The 25,006-nt window shown below is 72.6% G+C and carries 24 protein-coding genes; 13 read left to right on the plus strand and 11 right to left on the minus strand.

The features are described from left to right. Positions 1–47: 47 nt before the first annotated feature. The 3 genes from AB0F72_RS15290 to AB0F72_RS15300 all read right to left on the minus strand — a co-directional run bounded on the left by AB0F72_RS15290 (position 48) and on the right by AB0F72_RS15300 (position 5,220). Complete coding sequence (locus AB0F72_RS15290) at positions 48–3,776, minus strand: ATP-dependent DNA helicase (protein ID WP_360430637.1); 3,729 nt, start codon at positions 3,774–3,776, stop codon at positions 48–50. A 120-nt stretch (positions 3,777–3,896) separates the two neighbouring features. After that, positions 3,897–4,445 (minus strand): TIGR00730 family Rossman fold protein, encoded by a 549-nt coding sequence (locus AB0F72_RS15295; RefSeq protein ID WP_360430639.1) that lies wholly within the window; start codon positions 4,443–4,445, stop codon positions 3,897–3,899. Position 4,446: 1 nt separating this feature from the next. Beyond that, complete coding sequence (locus AB0F72_RS15300) at positions 4,447–5,220, minus strand: TIGR00730 family Rossman fold protein (RefSeq protein WP_360430641.1); 774 nt, start codon at positions 5,218–5,220, stop codon at positions 4,447–4,449. A 157-nt stretch (positions 5,221–5,377) separates the two neighbouring features. Between AB0F72_RS15300 and AB0F72_RS15305 the strand changes: the two genes are divergently transcribed. Next, positions 5,378–5,557: a hypothetical protein gene (locus AB0F72_RS15305; RefSeq protein WP_360430643.1), complete on the plus strand. Its 180-nt coding sequence runs from the start codon at positions 5,378–5,380 to the stop codon at positions 5,555–5,557. 34 nt (positions 5,558–5,591) lie between these two features. On the opposite strand, the gene dapE is transcribed toward AB0F72_RS15305, so the two are convergent. Further along, a complete protein-coding gene (dapE, locus tag AB0F72_RS15310; protein ID WP_360430645.1) occupies positions 5,592–6,662 on the minus strand; it encodes a succinyl-diaminopimelate desuccinylase in 1,071 nt (356 codons plus the stop codon). Positions 6,663–6,696: 34 nt separating this feature from the next. Here dapE and dapD point away from each other — a divergent pair, with 34 nt between their 5' ends. Then, positions 6,697–7,677: a 2,3,4,5-tetrahydropyridine-2,6-dicarboxylate N-succinyltransferase gene (gene dapD, locus AB0F72_RS15315; protein WP_360430647.1), complete on the plus strand. Its 981-nt coding sequence runs from the start codon at positions 6,697–6,699 to the stop codon at positions 7,675–7,677. Between the two features lie 34 nt (positions 7,678–7,711). On the opposite strand, the gene AB0F72_RS15320 is transcribed toward dapD, so the two are convergent. Then, positions 7,712–8,548 carry a LysR family transcriptional regulator ArgP gene (locus tag AB0F72_RS15320; protein WP_360430649.1) on the minus strand — a complete coding sequence of 279 codons (837 nt, stop codon included), beginning with the start codon at positions 8,546–8,548 and terminating at the stop codon, positions 7,712–7,714. A gap of 71 nt (positions 8,549–8,619) precedes the next feature. Here AB0F72_RS15320 and AB0F72_RS15325 point away from each other — a divergent pair, with 71 nt between their 5' ends. From AB0F72_RS15325 to AB0F72_RS15345, 5 genes are all read left to right on the plus strand, one after another. Next, the gene (locus tag AB0F72_RS15325; RefSeq protein ID WP_360430651.1) at positions 8,620–9,219 is read left to right on the plus strand and encodes a LysE/ArgO family amino acid transporter; all 600 of its coding nucleotides are present in this window, start codon (positions 8,620–8,622) and stop codon (positions 9,217–9,219) included. 35 nt (positions 9,220–9,254) lie between these two features. Further along, positions 9,255–10,307, plus strand: a complete 1,053-nt coding sequence (locus AB0F72_RS15330; RefSeq protein ID WP_360430653.1) for a MerR family transcriptional regulator — start codon at positions 9,255–9,257, stop codon at positions 10,305–10,307. An 86-nt stretch (positions 10,308–10,393) separates the two neighbouring features. Beyond that, the gene (locus tag AB0F72_RS15335) at positions 10,394–11,188 is read left to right on the plus strand and encodes a methyltransferase domain-containing protein (RefSeq protein ID WP_360430655.1); all 795 of its coding nucleotides are present in this window, start codon (positions 10,394–10,396) and stop codon (positions 11,186–11,188) included. A gap of 308 nt (positions 11,189–11,496) precedes the next feature. Continuing rightward, positions 11,497–12,177 carry a hypothetical protein gene (locus AB0F72_RS15340; protein ID WP_360430657.1) on the plus strand — a complete coding sequence of 227 codons (681 nt, stop codon included), beginning with the start codon at positions 11,497–11,499 and terminating at the stop codon, positions 12,175–12,177. A gap of 220 nt (positions 12,178–12,397) precedes the next feature. Then, the gene (locus AB0F72_RS15345) at positions 12,398–13,396 is read left to right on the plus strand and encodes an SDR family oxidoreductase (RefSeq protein WP_360430659.1); all 999 of its coding nucleotides are present in this window, start codon (positions 12,398–12,400) and stop codon (positions 13,394–13,396) included. A gap of 34 nt (positions 13,397–13,430) precedes the next feature. Here the strand turns inward: AB0F72_RS15345 and AB0F72_RS15350 are convergent, their stop codons facing one another. Genes AB0F72_RS15350 through fdxA form a run of 3 tightly spaced genes read right to left on the minus strand, consistent with a single transcriptional unit; the run spans position 13,431 to position 15,531 of the window. Then, positions 13,431–14,099, minus strand: a complete 669-nt coding sequence (locus tag AB0F72_RS15350; RefSeq protein ID WP_360430661.1) for an SIMPL domain-containing protein — start codon at positions 14,097–14,099, stop codon at positions 13,431–13,433. Positions 14,100–14,107: 8 nt separating this feature from the next. Continuing rightward, positions 14,108–15,208, minus strand: coding sequence for a succinyldiaminopimelate transaminase (dapC, locus tag AB0F72_RS15355; RefSeq protein WP_360430775.1), 1,101 nt, complete (start codon positions 15,206–15,208; stop codon positions 14,108–14,110). Further along, entirely contained in the window at positions 15,205–15,531 is a 327-nt protein-coding gene (gene fdxA / locus AB0F72_RS15360; RefSeq protein ID WP_360430663.1) for a ferredoxin, read from the minus strand. Before fdxA ends, dapC begins: the two co-directional genes overlap by 4 nt. A gap of 82 nt (positions 15,532–15,613) precedes the next feature. Here fdxA and AB0F72_RS15365 point away from each other — a divergent pair, with 82 nt between their 5' ends. Continuing rightward, positions 15,614–16,591, plus strand: a complete 978-nt coding sequence (locus tag AB0F72_RS15365; protein ID WP_360430665.1) for a GNAT family N-acetyltransferase — start codon at positions 15,614–15,616, stop codon at positions 16,589–16,591. On the opposite strand, the gene AB0F72_RS15370 is transcribed toward AB0F72_RS15365, so the two are convergent. The 3 genes from AB0F72_RS15370 to mshB form a co-directional block, all read right to left on the minus strand. Then, positions 16,588–17,055 carry a hypothetical protein gene (locus tag AB0F72_RS15370; protein ID WP_360430667.1) on the minus strand — a complete coding sequence of 156 codons (468 nt, stop codon included), beginning with the start codon at positions 17,053–17,055 and terminating at the stop codon, positions 16,588–16,590. The two genes, AB0F72_RS15365 and AB0F72_RS15370, sit on opposite strands and share 4 nt — an antisense overlap. Positions 17,056–17,120: 65 nt before the next feature. Beyond that, positions 17,121–17,633: a hypothetical protein gene (locus AB0F72_RS15375; RefSeq protein WP_360430669.1), complete on the minus strand. Its 513-nt coding sequence runs from the start codon at positions 17,631–17,633 to the stop codon at positions 17,121–17,123. Then, positions 17,630–18,523, minus strand: a complete 894-nt coding sequence (gene mshB / locus AB0F72_RS15380) for an N-acetyl-1-D-myo-inositol-2-amino-2-deoxy-alpha-D-glucopyranoside deacetylase (RefSeq protein ID WP_360430671.1) — start codon at positions 18,521–18,523, stop codon at positions 17,630–17,632. The genes AB0F72_RS15375 and mshB overlap by 4 nt, the downstream gene beginning before the upstream one ends. Positions 18,524–18,616: 93 nt before the next feature. On the opposite strand from mshB, the gene AB0F72_RS15385 reads away from it, so the two are divergent. From AB0F72_RS15385 to AB0F72_RS15405, 5 genes are all read left to right on the plus strand, one after another. Then, positions 18,617–20,479: a prolyl oligopeptidase family serine peptidase gene (locus AB0F72_RS15385; RefSeq protein ID WP_360430673.1), complete on the plus strand. Its 1,863-nt coding sequence runs from the start codon at positions 18,617–18,619 to the stop codon at positions 20,477–20,479. Between the two features lie 17 nt (positions 20,480–20,496). Further along, positions 20,497–21,021: a Uma2 family endonuclease gene (locus AB0F72_RS15390; protein WP_360430675.1), complete on the plus strand. Its 525-nt coding sequence runs from the start codon at positions 20,497–20,499 to the stop codon at positions 21,019–21,021. Between the two features lie 31 nt (positions 21,022–21,052). Further along, positions 21,053–22,489 (plus strand): TldD/PmbA family protein, encoded by a 1,437-nt coding sequence (locus tag AB0F72_RS15395; protein ID WP_360430677.1) that lies wholly within the window; start codon positions 21,053–21,055, stop codon positions 22,487–22,489. Then, a complete protein-coding gene (locus tag AB0F72_RS15400) occupies positions 22,486–23,964 on the plus strand; it encodes a metallopeptidase TldD-related protein (RefSeq protein ID WP_360430679.1) in 1,479 nt (492 codons plus the stop codon). The genes AB0F72_RS15395 and AB0F72_RS15400 overlap by 4 nt, the downstream gene beginning before the upstream one ends. Positions 23,965–24,163: 199 nt before the next feature. Continuing rightward, the gene (locus AB0F72_RS15405; RefSeq protein WP_360430680.1) at positions 24,164–24,952 is read left to right on the plus strand and encodes a hypothetical protein; all 789 of its coding nucleotides are present in this window, start codon (positions 24,164–24,166) and stop codon (positions 24,950–24,952) included. The last annotated feature ends 54 nt before the right edge of the window (positions 24,953–25,006 follow it).

The raw sequence follows: 25,006 nt of genomic DNA on the forward strand, positions 1-25,006 counted from the left end.
CCGGCTCGGGTCGGGCGTGTGCCGGCTCATTTCGGGCGGGTGCTGACTCATTGTGGTTCGACGACCTGCCGCCCCTTGCCGGAGATGGGACAACTCGTGCGGACCGGGCAGACCCGGCATCGGCTGTTCGCCACCGCGGAGAACGTCGACGCGGCCATCGTCTCGGCGGTCCGCCGGACCATCTCGTAGGCCCACTGCGGGTCGGTGGCCTCGGTCAACGGCACCTGCATCTGCTCGCGGGCCTCCTTGCCGGGACCGAGCTGGACGAGAGCCGCGCCGCCGCTGTCCGTGCCGTAATCCGCGAAACCGCCCGCGTCGACCGCCGCCTGATAGCCCGCGAGCTGCGGGTTCTCCGCCACATCGGCGCCGGAGACGGCAGTGCTCTTGCCGGTCTTCAGGTCGATCACCACGAGCCGGCCCTCGTCGTCGATCTCCAGCCGGTCGACCCGCCCGGTCAGCTGGATCGGCCGCCGCTCGTCCTCCAGCCGCACCGTGAACTCGTGCTCGATCGCGAGCAGCCGCCGCGGGTTCACCGCGAGCCAGCGCAGCAGCTTGTCCACCATCCCCTGCGCACGCTCCTGCTCCGGGCCGGCCAGCCAGCGCGCCGCCAGCTCGATCGAGTCGAATCGGGCGCTCACGTACTCCACCAGCTTCTCCCGGTCCGCGTTCGCGTCCTCGGCCAGCATCGCGGCGGCGTGCACCAGATTGCCGATCCCCTGCGCGGGACCGGCCGGGGCCGCGCCACCGTGCCGTTCCAGCAGCCAGCGCAGACTGCAGCGCAGGGCGCTCTCCATCGACGAGGGCGTGACCTTCACCGCGTCACCCTCGTCGATCAGCGGCCGGTCGTCGGAGAGCGGGCGCAGGCCCCACCACTCGTCCGGGTGAGCTCCCGGCACACCGGCGGCGGCCAGCGTGGCGAGCTCGGTCGCCGCGGCGCGCCGCCGGGCGGGCGTTTCCCGGTCCGACACCACGACGGTACGGAGTTCGGCCACCAGCGACGCGAGAGTCAGCGCCCGGGGCGCCCGCCCGACCGGAAGCTCAGCATCCTCGGCCGCCGCGTCCCCGGATGCCGCATCCACCGGCTCCGGGTCCTCGGGCTCGGTGTCCTCGGGCTCGGTGTCCTCAGGCTCAATGTCCTCAAGTTCCGGGTCCCCGGGCTCGGCGTCCTCAAGTTCCGGGTCCTCGGGCTCGGCGTCCTGCTCCGCATCTGCCGCATCCGCGGCAGCGGCGTGCTCCACGTCGTCGGGGCCCGCGTCGCCGGAGTCGGCATCCGGGGAGTCCGGGCTGGGGGGCGGGCCGGCGTCCCAGGGGTCCGGCTCCGGCGGGTCGTCCGGCGGCGGCGTGTCCGGGCCGCCCGCCGGGCCCGCGCCGGGACCGCCCGCCGGGCCAGCCGCCGGGCCGGCCGCCGCCAGCTCGGTCAGGAACCGGCTCGGCTGTTCCTCGCCGCCCATGCCCCCGCCACTGCTCGCTGAGGCCACCGCGGTCACCACGAGCCGGCGCCGGGCCCGGGTGATCGCCACGTAGAACAGCCGCCGCTCCTCGTCGAGCAGCGCCGAAGTCTCCCCGGCCACCGCCGCCGGACCGGACGCGGGACGGCCCGCCAGCACGTCGACCAGGCGTTCCGAACCGAGCAGGCTGCCGCGTAGGCGCAGGTCCGGCCAGATGCCCTCCTGCACCCCGGCGAGGACCACGACGTCCCACTCCAGGCCTTTCGCCGCGTGCGCGGTGAGCAGCCGGACCGCGTCGCCCCGGTCCGCGCTCGGCGCGATCGAGTCGGCCGGCAGGTCCTGCGCGAGAACGTGCTCCAGGAACACCTCGGTGCGGGCGCCGGGCAGCCGGTCCACGAACCGGGCCGCCGCGTCGAAGAGCACCACCATCGCGTCCAGGTCCCGGTCGGCCGCCTCGGCACGCCAGCGCCGGGCACGGCCCGCCTCCCGCTGGTCCGGCATCGGGACCGAGCCGGTGCTCATCGCGTACCACCTGTCGGCCAGGCCGCTGGCCCGCCACACCGCCCAGAGCACGTCCTCCGCGCTGGCGCCCGGCTCGGCCGCGGCTTTGCGGGTCACGTCGATTAGGTGGGCGAGGCCTTTCGCCGGGCGGGCCCAGCGGCGGTCGACCATGTCCAGCCCGGCAGGGTCCCGCACCGCGTCGACCAGCAGCTCACCGGAGGGCCGCCGGTCACCCGCGGCGAGGGCGAGCGCGCGCAGCCCTTGCCGCAGCCGGCGTTCGGCCAGCGGGTCGGCGCCGCCGAGCGGCGAGTGCAGCAGCGCCACCGCCGCCTCCTCGTCGAGCACCCCGGGATCGAGCGCACACCGCAGGAGCAGCAGGAACGGCGCCACGGCCGGCTGCAGGTGCAGCGGCAGGTCCTCGGCATGCGTGACGGTCGGCACCCCGGCGGCCGCGAGCGCCCGCTGCACCGACGGCTGCTGCAACGAGGTCGACCGCATGACCACGGCCATCCGCGACCACGGAATCCCGTGCAGCAGGTGAGCCTCGCGCAGCGCGTGAGCGATGTAGGCGGTCTCCGCGGCCGGTGACCGGAACGTCCGGACGACCGCCTCCGGGACCAGCACCTCCCCATCCGATTCGGCGTCACCGCCGGCGCGCGCGTCGCCCGGATCCGGAGCGGCCGGGAGCTCGGCGGAAGAGAGCTGCTCGGGGGTCGGGGGGAACATCGCCCGGTGGCTGATCGGGCCCCGCATGCGGCGGGCCACGCGACCGGTGGCGGCCAGCAGCGGGGCGGCGACCCGGTAGTTCGTATGCAATGTGACGGTGGGGGCCGGCGCGCCCGCCGGCGTGCGGAAGCGGGCCGGGAAGTCGCCGACCAGCGACGGGTCGGCGCCCCGGAAGCCGTAGACCGACGAGTCCGGGTCGGCGAAGGCGACCAGCGGCTTGCCGCCACCGGCGACCAGGGCGAGCAGCTCCAGCTGCGCCGGGTCGGCCTCGGCCAGCTCGTCGACGTAGACGTAGGCGAGGCGGCGGCGCTCGGCGGCCAGCAGGTCGGGCTCGTCGGCGAGGAGACCGGAGGCGGCACGGACCAGCTCGGCCGGGTCGTAGGCGGTCGAACCGCGGGTGGTGACGTCGCGCAGGGCGAGGACCGCGACGTACTCCCGGAGGAAGCGCGCGGCCGCCGGCCAGTCGTCGCGACCCAGCCGCTCGCCGAGCTGAGCCAGCCGGACCGGGCCGACGCCACGCTCGGCGGCACGCTGCATCAGGTCCCGCAGCTGCTGGGCGAAGGCGCGGGTGCCCAGCGCCGGCCGCAGCTCCTCGGGCCAGCCGATCGGGTCGTCCTCCCGCGCGGCCGGCTCGGACGCCTCACCGGCGACGGCCAGCAGCTCTCGGATGATCAGATCCTGCTCGGGACCGGTGAGCAGGCGTGGCGACGGCTCACCGCGCTCGGCCGCGGCCCGGCGGAGCAGGCCGAACGCGTACGCGTGGAAGGTCCGCACCAGCGGCTCGTGCACGATCCGACCGGCCACGCCGGCGATCCGCGCCTCGATCCGGTCACGCAACGCCGCCGCGCCACGACGCCCGAACGTGAGGACCAGGATGCGCTCCGGGTCCACCCCCTCGGCGATCCGCGCCGCGACCGACTCGATCAGAACCGTGGTCTTGCCCGTGCCGGGGCCGCCCATCACCAGCAGCGGGCCGCGGGTGTGCGCGGCCACCCCGCCCTGCACCGCGTCGGGCAGCAGCTCGGGGACGGCCGGGCGGGGACGCCGGACCAGGCGATAGGCCGGCCGGCGCACCGGGGCTGGGGGGACCGGCGTGCTCACGGCATCAAGGAAAGCACGCCGGTACGACGTTCTTCGTCAGCGAGGTACGCCGGGATCCGCCGAATCCGCGCGACGGCGACCGAGGGGTCGGCCGCGAGCAGGCGGTAGCAGCAGGACCCCTCAGACGGCGAGTGCGCCCTCGATCAGATCGACCGCCTCCGGGACCGTCCGCGCCACCACGATCATCTCCATCGCGCCGGGACGGACGAACTTCTTGTCGACCAGCCCGTTCAGCCAGCTCAGCAGGCCGTCGTAGAAGCCGTCCGGGTCGAGCAGCACCATCGGTTTGCGATGCACGCCGAGCGTCGCGGTGGTCCACACCTCGAAGAGCTCGTCCAGCGTGCCGAGGCCGCCGGGCAGGGTGAGGAAGGCGTCCGACCGTACGATCATGAGGTTTTTCCGGGAGCTCATGTCGTCGGTCACGACGAGCTCGTCGGAGCCGAGGTCGGCCACCTCGAGGTCCACCAGGCACTGCGGAATGATCCCGAGGGTCCGGCCGCCACCCGAGCGGGCGCCGTCGCCGACAGCGCCCATCATGCCGACGCAGCCGCCGCCGGAGACCAGCACGTGCCCGCGCTCGGCGAGGACCCGGCCGGTCTCCTCGGCCAGGTCGAGCCAGCGCTGTTCGAGTGTGGTGGAGGAGGCGCAGAACACGCAGACCGCTGCCACGTCAGAGTTTCCCCTCGGCGAGCGCCGCGTCGGCGTCCACGATGATCCGGACCGCCTCGGCGACGTCGTCGGTGACCTGTAACAGTTCGAGATCCATGGCGTTGATCTTGCCCTCGTCGAGCATCCGGCGCTTCATCCAGTCGAGCAGGCCGCCCCAGTACTCGACGCCCATCAGGATGACCGGGAAGCGGGTCACCTTCTTCGTCTGGACCAGCGTGATCGCCTCGAAGAGCTCGTCCAGCGTGCCGAACCCGCCGGGCAGCACGACGAAGGCCTGCGCGTACTTCACGAACATGGTCTTGCGGACGAAGAAGTAGCGGAAGTCGATGCCGACGTCGACCCAGTCGTTGAGGCCCTGCTCGAACGGGAGCTCGATGCCGAGCCCGACGGACATCCCGCCGGCCTCGGTGGCTCCCCGGTTCGCCGCCTCCATGACGCCCGGACCGCCGCCGGTGATCACCGCGTAGCCGGCCTCGGCGAGGGCCGCGCCGAGGCTCTCGGCCAGCTCGCACTCGAAGCTGTCGGCGCCGCTGCGGGCCGAGCCGAAGACGCTCACCGCGGGCGGCAGGTCGGCCAGGGTGTCGAAGCCCTCGACGAACTCGGAGAGGATGCGCAGCGCCCGCCAGGCGTCCTTGGTCTTCCACTCGCCGCGGTGATGCGAGTCGAGGAGTTTCTCGTCGGCCGTGCTCGGCGGGATGGAGTCGCGGCGCAGAGTGACGCCTCCACGGTGACGCTCCGGGCCTGGACTCGATCGCCCGTTGGTGCTCTCCGTCATGCGTCAAAGGTAGTGCGGACGGTCAGTACCCGGTGAATAACCGGGTGCGTTTCGACAAGAGGATTGCGACCCGCAGACCTTTTTGCCAGATTGAAGCAACCGACCGTAGCCCTGTGACGTCTGTACTGTTACCGACCCCAATCACTGGCAGGTGCCTGTGACAAACCGATACGAGCGCCTCAAGATGCAGCGCCGCATGCAGCGCCGGATCCGCCTGGTGGTGGAGGAACGGCGGATGGCTTTCGCGGCACGTGACACCGAGCCCGTGGTGGATCCCGAGGCGACGATGGAGATTCCGCTGCGCGCCGTCGGCCGCGTCGCGGTGCAACCGGGTTAGGGCGCCGGCCGGCGGTCAGGGCGCCAACCAGCGGTCAGGGCGCCAGCCAGCGGTACAGCGTGGCCGCGCCGTCCCTGATCTTGCCGATCTCGACGTGCTCGTCGGGGGCGTGCGCCAGCGCCGGGTCGCCGGGTCCATAGTTGAGCGCCGGGATGCCGAGCGCCGCGAACCTGGCCACGTCGGTCCAGCCGAGCTTCGCGGCCGGCTCGATGCCGATCGCGCCGAGGAAGTCACGGGCCGGCGCGGCGTCGAGCCCGGGCAGCGCGCCCGGCGCCGAGTCGGTCACCTCCAGCTCGTACCCCTCGAAGACCTCCCGCAGGTGATCCAGGGCCTGCTGCTCGGAGCGGTCCGGCGCGAACCGCAGGTTGACGTCGATCCAGGCCTCGTCGGGCACCACGTTGCCGGCGATGCCACCGGAGATCCGGACCGCGCTCAGCCCCTCCCGGTACGTGCAGCCGTCGATCGTCACGGTCCGCGCGTGGTAGCCCTCGAGCCGCCGCAGCACCTCGCCCATCGCGTGGATCGCGTTGACGCCACGCCACGCCCGCGCGGTGTGCGCCCGCCGGCCCTGCGTCCGTACCCGCACCCGCATCGTTCCCTGGCAGCCCGCTTCGACCACCCCGTACGTCGGTTCCAGCAGCACCGCGAAGTCGGCCTCCAGCCACTCCGGGTGCGCGCTCGCGACCAGGTTCAGCCCGTTGAACTCGGACTCGATCTCCTCGGCCTCGTAGAAGAGGTAGGTGATGTCGTACGCCGGGTCGGGCAGGGTGGCCGCGAGGTGCAGGGCGAGGGCGACCCCGGATTTCATGTCCGACGTGCCGCAGCCGTAGATGAGGTCCTCGGCGACAGTGGACGGCCAGTTGTCGTTGATCGGCACCGTGTCGAGGTGACCGGCCAGCACGACCCGCTGCGCGCGACCGAGCTCGGTGCGCGCCATCACCGTGTTTCCGATCCGGTGCACGGTCAGGTGCCCGACCCGGCGGAGGGCGTCCTCGACGCAGTCGGCGATCACCTTCTCGTCGCGGGAGACGGACTCGATGTCGACCAGGGCGCGGGTCAGCTCGACCGGGTCTACCAGCACGTCCGGGGTAAGCGGGTTGGCCATGTGCGCACCATACCGGTGGTCCCGGAGCACGCAGATGGCTCGTCAGGGGTCCGGTAGGGTTCGGGTCGTGGAAACCGCGATCTCGACTGTGCCCGCCTGGGGCATCGGCCTTGCCACCGTGACCGCCGAGGGGCAGGTGCTCGACACCTGGTTCCCGGCCGGCTATCTGGGCCTGGGCGAGGAGCCCGCCGACGCTCCGGCGCTCCCGGCCGGGCAGACCGGCCCGAAGCTGCTTCCCGGACTCTCGACGGTTGAGGTCCGCGTCACGATCAAGTCGCTGGCCGACCCGATCGCCGACGCGTCCGACGCGTACCTGCGGCTGCACCTGCTCTCGCACCGGATGGTCCGGCCGAACGCGCTCAACCTGGACGGCGTCTTCGGCAAGCTGGCGAACGTGGCCTGGACCTCGGCCGGCCCGTGCCCGCCGGAGCGGGTCGACGAGCTGCGCTTCCTGGAGCGCGCGGCGGGCCGTCAGCTCGCCGTCTACGGCGTCGACAAGTTCCCGCGCATGATCGATTACGTGGTCCCGGCCGGCGTGCGGATCGCCGACGCGGACCGGGTGCGGCTCGGCGCTCACCTCGCCCCCGGCACCACCGTGATGCACGAGGGATTCGTCAACTTCAACGCGGGCACGCTCGGCACCTCGATGGTCGAGGGCCGGATCGTGCAGGGCGTGGTCGTCGGGGACGGCTCGGACATCGGCGGCGGTTCGTCGATCATGGGCACCCTCTCCGGCGGTGGCAAGGAGAAGGTGCGGATCGGCGAGCGCAGCCTGCTCGGCGCGAACGCCGGTGTCGGCATCTCGCTCGGCGACGACTGCGTGGTCGAGGCCGGCGTCTACATCACCGCCGCGTCCAAGATCACGCTGCCCGACGGCCGTGTGGTGAAGGCCATCGAGCTGTCCGGTGTGAACAATCTCCTCTTCTGGCGCAACAGCGTCTCCGGCGCGCTCGAGGCAAAGCCCCGCAAGGGTACGGGCATCGAGCTGAACAGCGCCCTGCACGCCAACGACTGATCAACTACTGACAACGCCTGATCAACGACACTGGTCAGACGCGTAACGACCTGGCGGCCGCCGTGCGAACGGCGGCCGTCAGCGTTTCCAGGATCTCCGACTCGATCTTCCAGCGCTGCCAGTAGAGCGGCACGTCGAGATGCCGGCCGGGCGCGATCTCGACGTAGCCGCCGGTGGCGAGATGCGGCCGGGCATGCTGCTCCGGCACCATCCCCCAGCCCAGACCGAGCCGGATCGACTCCTCGAAGGACGCCGCCGCCGGCACGTAGTGCACGGGCGGATGGTGCCGGCCCTCCAGAAGACCGCCGGTCAGGAACCGGTGCTGCAACTCGTCCTTGCGGTTGAAGACGACCACCGGCGCGCTGCTCAGGTCGGAGGCGTCGAATCCGGGCGCCGCGACCGCGAGATAGCGCATCACGCCGAGCCCCTCCACCCGGCAGCCCTGCACCGGGGTCCGCTCCGAGGTGACCGCCGCCATCGCCGTGCCGTCGCGCAGCAGCCCGGCCGAATGGTCCTGGTCGTCGGTGTGCAGTTCGAACAGCACGCCGGGCACCTGGACCAGCACCGGCAGGAACCAGGTGTTCAGCGAGTCCGCGTTCACCACGATCGACAGCCGGGTGTCGTCACGGGCCTGCGCGAGAGCCTCCCGCTCCAGCAGCGCGACCTGACCGGCGAAGCGGACCAGCGCCTGCCCGGCCGTGGTCGCCACGCACGGCTTGCCCCGCCGCACCAGCACCTGGCCGACGGACTGCTCCAGCGCCTTGATCCGCTGGCTGACCGCGGACGGCGTGACGTGCAGCGCACGCGCCGCTGCCTCGAAGCTGCCCTGTTCCACCACGGCCTGGAAAGTAGCGAGCTGCACCTGATCCACGTAAGGAAATCTAATCCGTCTTCAGAATCTTTAGCTGGAGTGCACGCCGGAGAAAACCTAGCGTCGGAGGCATGCTCACCTCCGCACTGGCCGGCTTCGCCGCGTCCGCCGTGCTCATCATCGCCATCGGAGCGCAGAACGCGTTCGTCCTGCGTCAGGGGCTGCGCCGGGAACACGTACTCCCGGTGGTGCTGACCTGCGCCTTCTCTGACCTCGCGCTGATCTGCGCCGGCATCGCCGGCCTCGGCGCCGTGATCAACGCCCAGCCCGGCCTGGTCACCGCGATCCGCTGGGTCGGCGCCGTCTTCCTCCTCGGTTACGCGGCGCTCGCCGCCCGCCGGGCACTGCGACCGCAGCGGCTGGAGACGACCGGCCAGGCGCCGGCCACCCTCCGCGCCACGCTGCTCACGTGCCTGGCGCTCACCTACCTCAACCCGCACGTCTACCTGGACACGGTGCTGCTGCTCGGCTCGGTGGCACAGCAGCATCCGCACCGCTGGCTGTTCGGCATCGGCGCCGCCACGGCCAGCCTCGTCTGGTTCTTCGCGCTCGGCGCCGGCGCGCACCGGCTCGCCCCGCTGCTGGCCCGGCCGTCCGCCTGGCGGGTGCTGGACGGCCTGATCGCGACGGTGATGACCGCCCTGGGGATCACGCTGATCGTGCAAGCTTGACTCTCCAGCAGGTCGAGACACCAGGGTCGGACACCGTGAGCGAGACACGAGGCATCGGCGACGCGGCGCGGGCGAGCGGTCTGAGCGTCAGCGCGCTGCGCTACTACGACGGCGCCGGCGTGCTGGTCCCGGCCGTCGTGGACCCGGCGACCGGCTACCGCCGGTACACCGCCGACCAGATCAAGGCGGCCCGGCTCATCGCCGGGCTGCGGCGGGTGGGCATGCCGGTCGCGGACATCGCGCAAGCGGTCCACGACCTTCCCGACCCCTCCCGGGTACGGGTGACGCTGGACGCCCACCTCACCCGGCTGGAAGCCGGGCTGGCCGATGCCCGTCGTGAGCTCCTTCGCCTGCACGCGCTACTCGACCTGGAGGAGAACCTGATGACCCGCCTGACCCTGTCCACCACCGCTCTGCACGCCGCGCTCGACGCGGTCCGGTTCGCGGCGGCGGCCGCCACCGACCCGGTCCCGCCGGGCGTGCTCTTCGAGACCGGCGAGGGGATGCTCACCCTCGTCACCACCGACCGTTACCGGCTCGCCGTCGCCTCGGTCCCGGCCGAGGTGGAGGGACCGGCGGCCCGGCGGTTCCTGCCGCTGGACCTGGCCGACGACATGCGCGGACTGCCCGCCGGGCCGGCCACCCTGGACCTCACCGCGGACCGGGCGCGGGCGCAGGCCGGCGACGTGATCGTGGAGGGCAAGCCGATCGAGATGGACTTCCCGGACTACCAGCGGCTGCTGCCGGCGACCGGCGCGGGGACCCGGCGGATCGCGGTGGACACGGCCGTCCTGCGTGAACAGCTCGCGGCGGCGCCGGTGGTGCCGAAGGAGCACGACGGTCACCCGTACCCGGTCTCGATCCTCGGCCTGGACCGGGCAGGAAGCCTGCGCCTGGTCACCGAGGGTGAGTGGGAGGCGGACCAGGACGCGCACGTCGCGGTGAACCGGGAGTTCCTGCTGCAGGCGCTGGACGCCGGCGGGCCCGGGCAGCTCGTGCTGGAGCTGGACGGCCCGCTGCGACCGCTCGCCGTCCGGGTGCCGGGCGACGAGAGCCGATTCTCACTGCTGATGCCGGTCCGTCCCTGACCCTCCCGTCCCGGGCGTCCGCCCCTGGTCAGAGCTTCGCTGGTAACCGTTCAGACACAGTCCGGCACCGGTACCGCAAGAGACCCGTGATCGAGTCGCTGATCCGGCGCGGGCCCGGTTACGTTTCCCGGGTGCGCAGCAACCGGCAGGGGGAAGAGCTCAACGCCGCGGCTACCGGCGCCTCCATGACCGGGTGGGAATTCGCCTGGCTGGACGGCCTGGCCGTGGAGTCCGAGCCGTCCTGGTCGTACCCGGATCTCGCCCGCCCGCTGCTGCGCCGCTCCTCGAGCGTGCTCGACCTGGACACCGGGGGCGGCGAGCTGCTCGCCGAGCTCGCGCCGCTGCCGCCGCACACCGTCGCGGTGGAGAGCTGGGCCCGCAACACCCCGGCCGCCGCGGCGCGGCTCAGCCCGTTCGGCGTGCCGGTGCGCACCGAGCTGCCGGCCGGGGAGAACGAGTTCGACCTGGTGCTGAGCCGGCACGGGCGGCTGCCCGCGCCGGACATCGCCCGCCTGCTCAAGCCGGGTGGCGTGCTGCTCACCCAGCAGGTCGGCAGCGACGACCTGGCCGATCTGAACGTCGCGCTCGGCGCACCGCCACCGCATCCGCGCCGGTGGGACGCCGAGGTCGCGGCCGCCTCCCTGCAGACCGCCGGCCTGCGCGTGACCGAGGTCCGCGAGGAGCACCCGCCGGTGACGTTCCGGGACCTCACCGCGGTGGTCCATCAGCTGCGCACGGTGCCCTGGCAGATCCGCGACTTCACCCCGCAGCGGTACGAGCGGGCCCTCGCCCGGCTCGGCGCGCTGATCCGGGCGCGCGGAGAGTTCACCGCCCGGGCGCACCGATTCCTGCTGCGCGCCGAGCGTCCGCTCGCGGCGTGAGGCCGGCGCGCGTCGCGGCTCGTCGTTGGGCGGCTGTCCGGGCTGGGTGGCACGGTCCCGGCTGACCGGAATCGCCCGTCGACGCAATGGCATCGTGCGATGTCATCACTCAGGTGGGTTAAACCGTATGGCCACACCTGTCCGATTTATGCGCTGGAACGGCGTACGGAAATCCGATCACATCGGACATCTCCATCGGGGAACGTTGGATGAGCGCCGACACGGCACATTCCGACGAGCCTTCGAGAAGGAGCGAGCCGCATGTCCCACCGCAGCGCACCACCAGCGGCCGCCGGGGAGGCCGTCCCGTGAATCGGCGCGACGTCCTGACGACCTTCCGTGAGGGCGGCGCCCGGCCCAACCGCGGGCCCGGCGACCCGCAGCGGGACTGGTCCCGCGGGAAACCGCCGGAGCCGAGCATCGAACTGGACCCGGCGGACCACGAGGAGCCCACCTGGGAGGTGCACCGCCCCGGCTCTCCCCGGCGCCGGTTCGACCGCCGGGCCCGGGTCATCCTCACCGCCGCCGCCGTCGCGGCCCTGCTCGCGAACGCCGGCGCGGCCTGGGCGTACTGGCGGTTCACCGGACCCGGCGGCGAACCCGCGGCAGACGTCGGCACGGTCGCTGCCGGCACCCCGTTCGAGCTGGCGCTGAGCGCCACCTCGGACCCCGAGCAGACGCTTGCCGCCGACGGCTCCGGCAACCTCACGGTCACCGTGACCAACCAGCATCCGGTACCGATCCGGATCACCGCGATCCGGCCGGGCGCCGGCCGCGCCACGGTCGACGACGCGCACCGCGACGCCGGCTGCCCGGCGCCGCGGGTGCGGGTCAGCCGCGAGGTGTTCCCGGTCTCCTGGGACGTTCCGAAGAACACCGTGGGGGCGTTCGTGCTGCCCGGCGCCCTCTCGATGCGGGCCGGCGGTCCGGCCGCGTGCCGCGGTGCGACGATCATCGTGCCGATGCGGGCTCAGGCCGTACGGCCCTGAGGTTCTCCGGCAGCGGCCCGGCGCCTGGCCCGGCACTGCGTGTGGAGTTGGGGTGCGGAGCGCGCCTGAAGTCAACACTCAGACGGGCTTTCCGGCCTGCGTGTGGAGTTGGGGTGCGGAGCGCACCTGAACTCAACACGCTCGGGTCGGCTTGGGGGCACTTCGGGTGCGTGGCGAGGTGCAGGTTTTCGCGGGCCGGATCCGGTCAATCAGTCAGGACATGACGCGGATCTCGGTGGTGACCGGCGCGAGCGCCGGAATCGGACGGGCGGTGGCCCGTGGACTGGCCGCACGCGGGGACGCCGTCGCGCTGCTCGCGCGCGGCGAGGACGGCCTGGAAGCCGCAGCGGACGAGGTGCGCCGCGCCGGTGGCACAGCGCTCCCGCTCGTGGTGGACGTCGCCGACGCCGCCGCGGTGGAGGCCGCCGCGGACCGGGTGGAGAAGGAGCTCGGGCCGATCGACCTGTGGGTGAACGACGCGTTCTCCAGCGTCTTCGCCCCGTTCCTGGAGATCGGGACGGACGAGTTCGCGCGGACCACCGAGGTGTCCTACCTGGGGTACGTCTACGGCACCCGGGCCGCGCTGTCCCGGATGATCCCTCGCGACAGCGGCGTTGTCGTGCAGGTCGGCTCGGCGCTGGCGTATCGCGGGATCCCGCTGCAGAGCGCGTACTGCGGCGCGAAGCACGCGGTGCAGGGATTCACCGAATCGGTACGCGTCGAACTGCTCCACGACAAGCGCAACGTGCACGTGACGATGGTCCAGATGCCGGCCGTCAACACCCCGCAGTTCGGCTGGGTGCTGTCCCGCCTGCCCCGGCACGCCCAGCCGGTGCCCCCGATCTACCAGCCGGAACTCGCCGCCCGGGCGGTGCTCTACGCCGCCGACCACCCGAAGCGCCGGGAGTACTGGGTCGGCGGCTCGACCGCGCTCACCCTGGCCGCGAACGCCGTGGCGCCCGGCCTGCTCGACAGGTACCTGGCCCGGAAGGGCTTCGACAGCCAGCAGACGTCCCAGCCGCATGACCCGGACCAGCCGGCCAACCTGTGGTCGCCGGCCGACGGGCCGGCCGGCCCGGACGCCGGAGCGCACGGCGAGTTCGACGATCAGGCGAAGAACCGCAGCCTGCAGCTCTGGGCGTCACAGCACCACGGACTACTGGCCGGCGCCGCGGGCGTGGCTCTCGCCGGCGCGGCCTGGGCCCTCCGCAGGCGCTGATTTCTTCCCGGCGCTGATCCCTGTCGAGCGTTGATCAGGTGCTGGTGGGTCGGCCCGGCAGGGTGGGCCGGCTGATGGTGACGGTGACCCGGACCTGGGCGCGCACGGTCTGCGCCTCCGGCTCCAGATCCAGCGCCGGCCCGCTCTCCGCGCTCCGCGCCCGGACGCCGCCGGCCGCGAACGCCATCGGGCCCTCGTCGAAGCCGCCCGCGCCGTCGTTGATCTCGACGAGCTCGGCGATCTCGGCGCCGACCGCTGCCGCGTACTCCGCGGCCCGGGTCAGGGCATCGGTGATCGCCGCGCCGCGGGCCTCCGCGCCGGCCCGGCTGCCCGGCCGCAGCTGCCACCACGGCCCGTCGACGGTGGTCAGCTCCTCGGCGGCCAGCCGCAGCATCAGGTCGCCGAGCACGGTGAAGTCGGTGACCAGCACCTGCGTGCCGATGCTGCCGTGATAGGCCGCCACCTCCTCGCCGCGCCGCTTCGTCTGCGGGTGGACGTGCAGGCCGGTGGTCTCGCGCCGCTCGATCGCGGCGGCGAACCCGTCCAGCACCGCGGCGATCGCGGCCGAGCGCTCGGCGAGCCGGTCCAGCACGGCTTCCCGGTCACGGCCCTTGGCGGCCGTCCGGACGTGGACGGCCGCGATCTCGGGCGGGACCTCACGGACGGCCTCGCCCCGGGCCACGACCACCGGCGAGCGCTCCATGATCGATCTCAGAACGGCTCGGCGAGCCGGTCGGCCGCGGCCGCCACCCGCTCGTCGGTCGCGGTCAGGGCGATCCGCACGTGTCCCGCCGCGGCCGGGCCGTAGAAGGCGCCGGGCGCGGCCAGGATGCCGCGCCGGGCCAGCCGGTCGACGGTGACCCAGCAGTCCTCGTCGCGGGTCGCCCAGAGATAGAGGCCGGCCTCCGAGTGGCTGATCTCGAAACCCGCCTTGGTGAGCGCGGACCGCAGAGTGTCGCGGCGCGCCGCGTAGCGCTCACGCTGCGCGGCCACGTGAGCCTCGTCGTCCAGCGCCGCGACCATGGCCGCCTGCACCGGCGCCGGCACGATCATGCCGCCGTGCTTGCGCACCGCCAGCAGCTCACCGACCAGGGCCGGGTCGCCGCCGACGAACCCGGCGCGGTAACCGGCCAGGTTGGAACGCTTGGAGAGCGAGTGCACGGCGAGCACACCGGTGTAGTCGCCACCGGTCACCTCGTCGGCGAGCACCGAGACCGGGGTGCTCTCCCAGCCCAGCGAGAGGTAGCACTCGTCGCTTGCCACGACCACGCCGCGCTCACGGGCCCAGGACACCACCTTGCGCAGGTGCTCGACCGGGAGCACCTTGCCCGTCGGGTTGGACGGCGAGTTGATCCAGAGGAGCTTGACCCGCCGGTCCGGGCCGAGCGCGGTGAGCGAGTCGGACCGGATCACCTCGGCGCCGGCCAGGCGGGCGCCCACCTCGTACGTCGGGTAGCAGACCGACGGGATCACCACGACGTCACCGGGACCGATCCCGAGCAGCGTGGGCAGCCAGGCGACCAGCTCCTTCGACCCGATCGTGGGCAGCACGCCCAGCTCACCGGAGGCGCCGCAGGCACGGGCCAGCCAGCCGGCGATCGCGGCGCGCAACCGTGGCGTGCCGGCGGTCAGCGGGTAACCGGGCGCGTCCGAGGCGTCCGCGAGGGCCTGCCGGACGACCGGCGGGACCCTGTCGACGGGGGTGCCGACCGAGAGGTCCACGATGCCGTCCGGATGGGCCGCGGCGATCGCTTTGGCCGGCTCCAGCAGGTCCCAGGGGAAGTCCGGCAGGGCCGACGACAGAGCGCTCAGTGCCCTTCTCCGCGCGGAGGCTGGGCGATCACGAACGGGGTGTCCTTGTCGATCTTGCCGACCTTGGAGGCGCCACCGGGCGAACCGAGGTCCTCGAAGAACTCGTAGTTCGCGTTGGTGTAGTCCTTCCACTGCTCCGGGACGTCGTCCTCGTAGAAGATCGCCTCGACCGGGCAGACCGGCTCGCAGGCCCCGCAGTCGACGCACTCATCGGGGTGGATGTAGAGCATCCGGTTGCCCTCATAGATGCAGTCGACCGGGCATTCCTCGATGCATGCCTTGTCGAGAACATCGACGCAGGGCTCAGCGATGATGTAGGTCACGGGTCTTCCCTTCAAAGCCACGCCGCGAGAACCGCCGACGACGAATTGCAGAGCCTAGTATTCCCGCCGAGGGAGGTAATGCGTGCTCCGACAACAGGATGTGGGACACCGGGTGGTGGTACGCCGAATTGTAGGCGTAACCGGAGACCGCACGCTCTTCACGGATGCGCTCGGTGAGCTCGTCGACCTGACGGAGACCGATCTCACACTCGCGACCGCGAAAGGAACGGTACGCGTTCCGCTGCGTGAGGTGCACCGGGCCAAGCGGGTTCCACCCGCCCGGCGTGCCGTCGCCGCCGATGTGATCTCTCTGGAGCTCGCCGCCGACGAGGCGTGGCCCGCCCCGGTCCGCTCCCGGCTCGGCGGCTGGATCCTGCGCGCTGCGGACAACTGGACCGGCCGCGCCAACTCGGCGCTCGCCGTCGGCGACCCGGACCGGCCGCTGGACGAAGCGATCGACGCCGTCGTCCGCTGGTACACCGAGCGCGGCCAGCAACCCCTGATCAACGCGCCGATGCCGCTCGCCGCCCCGGTGAACGCGGCGCTCGACGAGCGCGGCTGGACCGCCCGGCCGCTCACGCTGGTGCAGACCACGCCGCTGGCGCCGCTGCTCGCCGCGCCGGCCCGGACCGGGGCTGACCGGGCCGGTCTGCCGCCGGTCGATCTGGCCGACACCGCCTCCGACGACTGGTACGCGATGGTCGCTGAGCACAAGGGTGCTCTACCCGGAACCGCTCTGCGCATTCTCAACGGCGTACCGGAAAGGGTTTTCGCCCATGTCCGGGACTCCGGCGGCGAGCTGCTCGCGGTGGCCCGGGGCGCGGTGACCGGACCGGATCGCTGGCTCGGCGTCTCGCTGCTGCAGACCGCGCCGGCCGCGCGCCGCCGGGGCCTGGGCGGGCACGTGGTGCGCGCGCTGGCGCAGTGGGCCTCGCAGCGCGGCTCGACCCGCGCTTACCTCCAGGTGGAGGAGCGCAACGCGCCGGCGGTCGCGCTCTACCACCGGCTCGGTTTCACCACCCACCACACCTATCTGACGCGGCAGCTCGAGCAGGGCTAGCGGCGGACCACGCGGCGCGGGCGGGTGGCGCGGGCCCGGGTGAACGCGGCCAGGGACTTCGACCGGTAATCCCGGCCCAGCATCACGGCGACGCCGAACCCGAGCGCGGAACCGATGATCGCGCAGGCCGCGTAGATCCAGATCTGGGTGAAGAAGTCGCCGGCGCCGTTCGCGAACGGGGTGCTGCCGCTCAGGAACGGTCCCACCAGGACGGTCAGCAGCATCCCTCCCAGCGCGCCGAACCCGATCTCGGGCAGCCAGGCGCTGGTGCGGACGCGCTGGGAGCGCAAAAAGGTGAGCACGCCGAGGGTCAGCGCGATGAGGGCGAACATCACGATCGACGCCCGGTTCTGCGCGCTGGCCGAGCCGTCGAAACCGAACCGGACCACGAGCCGCGCGACCGCGTTGATCACAAACAGTCCGGCCGCCAGCACCGCGATCCGGAACCAGCGCTGCTGCCTCATCTCATCCTCCCGGGGAAGAAACGTTCGTCGTCCCGGTCATCTTGGCGGATGCGGCGCGTGGATTCCTAGAGGCTGCCTGAGAGTCCGCTGTCAGTGCGCCGCGCGGCCACCGGTTTCAAGATCATCCGGTACGAGTAGACGGCGTACGCCAGGCTGCCGGTCAGGATCATCACGAGCGCCACCCAGTTGTCCCCGCTGAGCAGGTAGTCACCCTCGGTGGTCCGGGTGCCGGCCGCGGCCAGCATGATCAGCGTCCAGAGTGCCCACGGCGGGCCGAGCGCCCAGCGGCGGCCGGTCACCGTCACCGCGAACCAGGCGATCACCAGGTTCGCCCCGATCGCCACCGGGATGGCGATCGGGATCAGCACCCCGCCACTGGCCCAGAGCGACTCGCCTTTCAGCAGGGAGGCCACGCCGCTGGAGCGCAGCGTGGTCAGCTCCAGCTCGAACAGCGCTGTGACGAGGGTGGCGACCACCGCGACGACGACGCCGGCGACCCGGATGACGGTGTCCCAGCCGCGCCACGGCTCCCGCCGGGCGGCCGCGGGCGGCTGCTCGATGGTGTCCGGAGCCGTCATTCCTTGATCTCCAAGCCCTCGAAGAGGTCGTCCTCCCAGTGGAACGGCCCGGAGCCCGGCCCACGCTCGCCCTTCACCAGCGTGTAGTACTCCACGCCCATGAACTCGCCGCCGAAGTCACCGGCGATGCCGTAGAGCCAGGAGTTGTCCGGGATCTGGGTGGCGTGCGCGCGCATCGCCGCGGTCTTCTTCGCCGAGTGGTCGGTGCCGTCGATGCGGGCCGCGATCTGGTCGTCCGGCGTGCCGAACGGCAGGTCCTCGACGTGCTCGACCTCGGCGAACGGGTTGCCCTCGGACTCCCGGAACGCCGCCATGCCGTCCTTCATGACGCTCAGCGGCATCGCGCTCCAGTAGATCTTCTCCGGCCCGTCCGGTCCGGCCAGCTCGGCGGCACGCATCGCCACCCGGTGCGCCTGGATGTGGTCCGGGTGACCGTAGAACCCGTTCTCGTCATAGGTGATCATGACCTGCGGGCGGACCTCGCGGATGATCTCGACGAGGAGGGCGGCGGCCTCGTCCAGGTCCGCGCCCCAGAACGCCCGGGGGTGCTCGTTCGTCGGCAGACCCATCATCCCGGAGTCGCGGTACCGCCCCGGCCCGCCGAGCATCCGGTGATCGGTCACGCCGAGCGCCGCACAGGCGCGATGCCACTCCACCAGCCGGTAACCGCCGAGCTGGTCGGCGTGCGCGGCGCCGAGCTGGGCGAGCTCCGGCACGTGGATCTCACCCTCCTCACCGAGGGTGCACGTCACCAGCGTCACGTGAGCGCCGAGCGCGGCGTAGTGCGCCATGGTCGCCCCGGTGCCGATGACCTCGTCGTCGGGGTGCGCGTGCACCAGCAGCAGGCGGCGTGCGGGCAGAGGCTCGTTGGTCGCGGCCGATTCAGTCACGGCCGATACTGTACTGGCGGCCGGGAGCGGCCCGGCGGCACGAGCCCGCGGTTTGACCCCCGCGAGACCGCCTCGATCAGCGATGCTGTCAGCGTGGAGTTCCCGGCACTCGCCGAGCGCACCGGCGGATTCAGACATGGCGCGCCGCACACCGTGACGATCGGCGCCGACGCCGCCCGGATCCTGTTCCTGCGATCGGCCGGACCGGACGACCCCGATTCCGCGCTCTGTGCGCTGGACCTGGCCGGCGGCGCCGAACGGCAGGTCGCGGACGGGCCGATCGACGCGTACGCGGCCGACCGCGACGCCCGGGTGGTGGCCTTCGCCCGGGCCGGCGAGCTGTTCCGGGCCGACCTGGTCGCCGGGACCGTCACCCCGGTGCCGACCGCCGGACCGGTGCACGACCCGCGGCCCGCGCCGGCCGGACACGACATCGGCTACGTCACCGACCCGGACGGCGCGGCGACGCTGCGGGTGGTCGGCCCGGACGGCGACCGGCTGCTCGCCGGCGAGCCCGGCAACGCGTGGCGGGAGCACGGCGGCACCATCGCCTGGGGCATGCCGGGGTCCGGGGCGGCCGAGTTCGGGCGTACCCGTGGCTGGTGGTGGTCCCCGGAAGGGACCCAGATCCTCGCGGTACGCACCGCGAAGACCGCCAGCCTGCACCTGCTCGACCTGGACGGCGGCTGGGTCGACGTGCACTGGGACCGGGAGACCTACCCCTACCTGGCGCAGGTCCACTGGGAGTCCGGCGGACCGCTGATCACCGTGCTGCGCCGGATGCAGCAGCACGGCCTGGTGCTCTCGGTCGACCCGCGCACCGGCGAGACCCAGGTGCACGCGGAACTCGCCGACGCCCGCTGGGTGGAGCCGGTGCCCGGCACCCCACGCCACCTGCCGGACGGGCGGGTGCTGGTCGGCGGCGAGCTCGCGCACGACGGCTTCGACGCCCGCTGCCTCTTCGCCGACGGCAGCCTGCTCACCCCGCCCGGCCTCTACGTGCGCCGGGTCGCCGGCACGCTGCCCCGCGACGGCGGCCCGGCCGGCTCACCGGACCTCGTGGTCGAGGGCAGCCTCGGCGATCCGGCGGTACGGGAGGTGTTCCGGGTGCGTACCGCGGTCGGGAGCGGCGGGCCCGAGGTCACCCGGATCGCCGGGCTGACCGGACGGGACGGCGTGGTGGTCGGCGGGGACGTGCTGGTCGCCGGGGATCAGGTGTGGCACGGCGACGAGCGGGTGGCGGTGCTGCGGTCGTCGGCGGCCGGGTTGCCGTACCGGCCCGAGCCGGTGCTGGAACGGGTCACCGACCGCCGGTTGCCGGCCGCCGTCCTCTATCCGTCCGGCTTCGTCGCCGGGTCCCGCCTGCCGGTGCTGCTCACCCTGGGCGCGGGGCCGGGACACCAGCAGGTGCGGGCGGACGCCACCGCCTGGCGCGAACGGGCGTGGCAGGAACGGCAGTGGTGGGCGGACGCCGGCTTCGCCGTCGTCTCGATCGACCCCCGGGGTACGCCGGGAGTCGCGCCCAGCTTCGAGAAGGCGGTGCACCGGCGACTCGCCGACGTGTCCCTGAACGATCTGGCCGACGCGCTGCACGCCCTGCTCGGCAAGCATCCCGACCTGGACCTGAGCCGGGTCGCGCTGCGCGGGCACGGCCTCGGCGGCTGGCTCGCGGCCCTCGCCGTGCTGCGCCGCCCGGAGGACTTCCACCGTGCCGTCGCCCGGGATCCGGTGATCGACTGGACCGACCTGCCGGCGCCGATCGCCGATCGGTACCTGGGTGATCGGGGTGACTCGGCCGACGTCTACGCCCACCACAGCCTGCGCTTCGCCGGGTCGTCGGACGCGGTCCTGCTGGTCGGCGCGGAGCTCCCCGGCTGCCCGTCGGTCCCCGCCGCCACCCTCGCCGCAGAGCTAGCCTTCCTGAGAGGTCACGCTCCGGAGGTCACCCGAAGTTAGTCACTGAGAGAGGCGCCATGGTTACGGAAGCGGAATTCCTGGCTCTCGGCGAAACGCGTGAGCGCATCGAGCTCTTCGACGGAACCCTGCACCTGGCACCGGCCTTGACTCCGCGTCATCAGCACTTCACCTCCGCATTGGTTGCCGCTCTCGTCTCCGCGACGCCCCACACCGGGATACAGGTTCTCAGAGCGGTGAACGTGCGTGTCGGTCCCGACCGGATCGCGATTCCCGACCTGGTCGTCACCGAGGAGATCGACCTCGACGAGCTTGTCGTCGACGCGTCGGCGGTGCGCTTGGTCTGCGAGATTCTCTCGCCGTCCAACGGCGACACCGACAAGGTGCTCAAGAGGCACTACTACGCGACAGCCGGCATCCCGTGGTACCTGCTGGGCGACCCGGTGACCGGGACCCTGCGGCTGTTCGCGCTCGACGGCTCGGCGTACAGCGAGGTTCAGGTCGCCACGCCCGGCACTCCGCTGCGGCTGACCGAGCCGGTCGCCGTGACCATCGATCCGGGGCAGTTGCTGCCGCCTCGCTGAAGTCGTCGTACCCGGCGCATAGGGTCGGTTCATGACCCATTTCGATGAGGCGGGCGCGGCGGTGCAGGCCGCGCTCGACGCGGGCGCGAGATATGCGGACGCCCGCGTCATGGTGCGGCGCACCGAGGCGATGTCGGCCCGGGACGGTGCCGTCGAGGACGTCGGTTTCGACGAGAGCGCGGGCATCGGCGTCCGGGCGCTGGTCGGCTCGGGGTGGGGCTTCTACGCCGTACCCGATCTCTCCGAGCCCGCGGCGCGCGCCGCCGGCCGCCGGGCCGCCGAGATCGCCGCCGCCAGTGCCTCGGTGGCCGGCCCGCCGGTCGGCCTGGTCCCGGCCGACAGGGTCGTGGCGAGCTGGGCCAGCGACTGCGTGATCGACCCGCTCGGCGTCTCGCTCGCCGACAAGGGCGACCTGCTGGTCCGGGCGACCACCGCCGCCACGGAGGCCGGCGCCGACCTGGCCGAGGCCAACTACTCGGTGTGGGACACCCGCAAGTGGTTCGTCTCCAGCGAGGGACACCGCATCGACCAGCACATCCGTGAGTGCGGCGCGGGCGTCACCGCCAGCGCGTTCGGCGACGGGGAGATCCAGCGCCGGTCCTGGCCGTCGTGGCGCGGACAGTTCGGCACCCGCGGGTGGGAGCTGGTCGAGGAGATCGACCTGGTCGGCAACGCGCCGCGGATGGCCGAGGAGGCCCGGGCGCTGCTCACCGCGCCGCTCTGCCCGTCCGGCGAGACCACTCTGGTGCTCGGCGGCGAGCAGCTCGCGCTGCAGATCCACGAGTCGGTCGGGCACGCCATCGAGCTGGACCGGATCCTCGGCTGGGAGGCGGCCTTCGCCGGCACCAGCTGGCTCGACCTGAGCCGGCTGGGCTCGCTGCGCTACGGCTCCGAGCTCATGAACATCACCATCGACCCGACGTTCCCCGGCGCCCTGGGCAGCTTCGGCTTCGACGACGAGGGCACGCCGGCCACCAAACGGCACGCGGTGCGCGACGGGATCTGGGTCGGCGTGCTGGCCGGGCGCGACTCGGCGTCGGTCGCCGGGCTGGACTACGCCGGCAGCGTCCGCTCCGACGGCTGGTCACGGCTGCCGATGGTGCGGATGACGAACGTCGGCCTGGAACCCGGCCCGCACACCCTCGACGAGATCATCGCGGCCACCGACGACGGGGTGTTCATGGACGTCAACCGGTCCTGGTCGATCGACGACCGGCGGCTGAACTTCCAGTTCGGGTGCGAGATCGGCTACGAGATCAAGAACGGGAAGCGGGGACGGATGCTGCGCAACCCGACCTACACCGGGATCGGCCCCACGTTCTGGCAGTCGATGGACATGCTCTCCTCCGAGACGGTCGCCTGGGGCACGCCGAACTGTGGAAAGGGCCAGCCCGGCCAGATCGGGCACACCGGGCATCCGGCGGCGCCGGCCCGGTTCACCAACGTCCGGGTGGGGGTGCGCGGATGAGCGCCGAGCTGGATGTCGCCGCCCGGGTCGTCGAGCTGATCCGCGAGCTGGCGGGACGCGGCGCCGAGGCCGAGGTGGTGGTGCGGAACGAGGTCGAGGCGCTCACCCGGTTCGCGAACTCGGCGATCCACCAGAACGTCGCGGACGTGACCACCGGCGTGCGGCTGCGGCTGCACACCGGCGGGCGCACCGCCGGCGGATCCACCACGGTCACCGACCCGGACGGGCTGCGCACGCTCGTCGAGCGCACCCTGGCGGCGGCCCGGGTGAGCCCGCCCGACGCGAGCTGGGCGGGCCTGACCCGGCCGGCCGCGCTGCACGTATCGGCCGGGCACCCGGGCTCCGGCGAGCACTCCGGGCTGTCCTTCGGGTTCGACGAGGCGACAGCACACGCCGGCCCGGCCGACCGGGCCGCGCGGGTCCGCGACTTCGTCGACGCGGCCGGCGGGCTGGAGACCGCCGGCTACTGCCGGACCGTCGCCGTCGCGGCCGCGTTCGCCAACACCGCCGGGCAGGCCGTCGAGGGGCGGACCGTGGAAGCCGCGATGGACGGCATCGCCCGGTCCGGCTGGACCGCGTCCGACGGGGCCTCCGCCGGCTGGGCCGACGGCGTGGCCCGGCTGGCCGCGTCCCGGCTGTCCGGCATCGACGGCGCGGCACTCGGGGCCCGCGCCGCGGCCAAGGCGCGGGCCGCCGGTCAGCCGGCCGAGCTGCCACCCGGCTCGTACGAGGTGGTGCTCGAACCGGACGCGGTGAAAGACCTGCTGGAGAACCTCGCGACGTTCGGGTTCAACGGCAAGTCGTGGGTGCAGCGCCAGTCCTTCGCCGAGCTGGGCCGGGCCCAGTTCGACCCGGCGGTGACCATCGTGGACGAGCCGCTCGGCAGCCGGGCCGAGCCGGCGCCCGGGCTGCCGTTCGACGACGAGGGCACGCCGCGCCGGTCACTGGTCCTGGTCCGGGACGGGGTGACCCGGGCGGTCGCCCACGACCGGACGTCGGCCGCGCAGGCCGGCGCCGAGTCGACCGGGCACGCCTCGCCGTACTCGCGGTCCTGGGGCCCGCAGGCCACTCACCTGCGGCTGGAGGCGTCGGATCCGGTCGCGTTCACGGCGGACGGCACGTCCACGGCGGACGGCCCGGCCGCGATCGCCGAGTCGGCCCGGCCGCTCGTCGCCCGGGTCGCCCGCGGCCTGCTGATCACCGACCTCTGGTACACCCGGGTGCTCGACCCGAAGAGCCTCGTCGTGACCGGGCTGACCCGCAACGGCGTCTGGCTGATCGAGGACGGGAAGATCGTCTCGGCGGTGGGCAACGTGCGGTTCACCCAGTCGTACCCGCAGGCGCTCGGCCCCGGCCGGGTGCTCGGCATCGGCGGCGAGTCGGTGCTGCTCCCCGAGTCGTGGGGCCGTGCCCGGTACGCGGCGCCCGCCCTGCACCTGGCCGGATGGAACGTCACCGGGAACGCGTCCGGATGACCCGTTAACCCATTCATGATCGTCCAATCGACGCGGGATGGGGATTTTGTGGTCCACTTCGCATCCCCGCGCAGCGGGATGTCGGACCCTCGGCGTAACGTGTGCCCCACATCACTGTCGCTCTGCGGCAGCTGAGTGGGGCACAGCTGTGTCCAAACCCGGCTGCGCGCAGACCTGAACGGCACATTCAGGAGATGGAATGACGACCACGGCAACGAAGCCGGGCGGGCGGGCTCGCGCGGCGATCGCCGCGCGGACACTGCGCACCGACCGGTGGTGGCTCGCCCCCCTGATCACTTTCGTCGGCCTGAGCGCCTGGGTCACCTACGCGACGGTCCGCGTCTTCATGCACAAGTGGTTCTACGTGGAGGAGTTCCACTACCTCACACCGTTCTACTCACCGTGTCTGACCGAGCGATGCGGCGACGCGGCCCTGTTCGGCACCCCGCTGCCGAACTTCTTCCTGCTCCCGGAAGCGGCGTTGACCCTGCCGTTCCTGCTGCTCTTCCGGCTCACCTGCTACTACTACCGGAAGGCGTACTACCGCTCGTTCTGGCTGTCGCCGCCGGCCTGCGCGGTGCCGGACGGGCACAAGCGCTACTCCGGTGAGACCCGCTTCCCGCTGATCTTCCAGAACGCGCACCGGTACGCCTTCTACGCCGCCGTGATCATCTCGTTGATCAACACGTGGGACGCGGCGCTGGCACAGACGACCGGCCTCGGCCTCGGCAACGTGATCCTCTGGGTCAACGTGATCATGCTGTGGGCGTACACACTGTCCTGCCATTCCTGCCGGCACATCGCCGGCGGCCGGCTGAAGCACTTCTCCCAGCACCCGGTGCGGTACCGCTTCTGGACCTTCGTCTCGAAGCTCAACACCCGGCACATGCAGCTGGCCTGGATCACGCTCGGCACCCTGGCGCTCACCGACTTCTACATCATGGGTCTCGCCGCCGAGTGGTACTCCGACCTGCGGATCATCAACTGAGGGCCCCATGAGCGAGCTTGCGAGCGAATCATCAGGCACAGTCTTCGACTCATG

Origin of the sequence: Actinoplanes sp. NPDC023936, from assembly GCF_040639325.1 — a bacterium.
Taxonomy (GTDB): domain Bacteria; phylum Actinomycetota; class Actinomycetes; order Mycobacteriales; family Micromonosporaceae; genus Actinoplanes.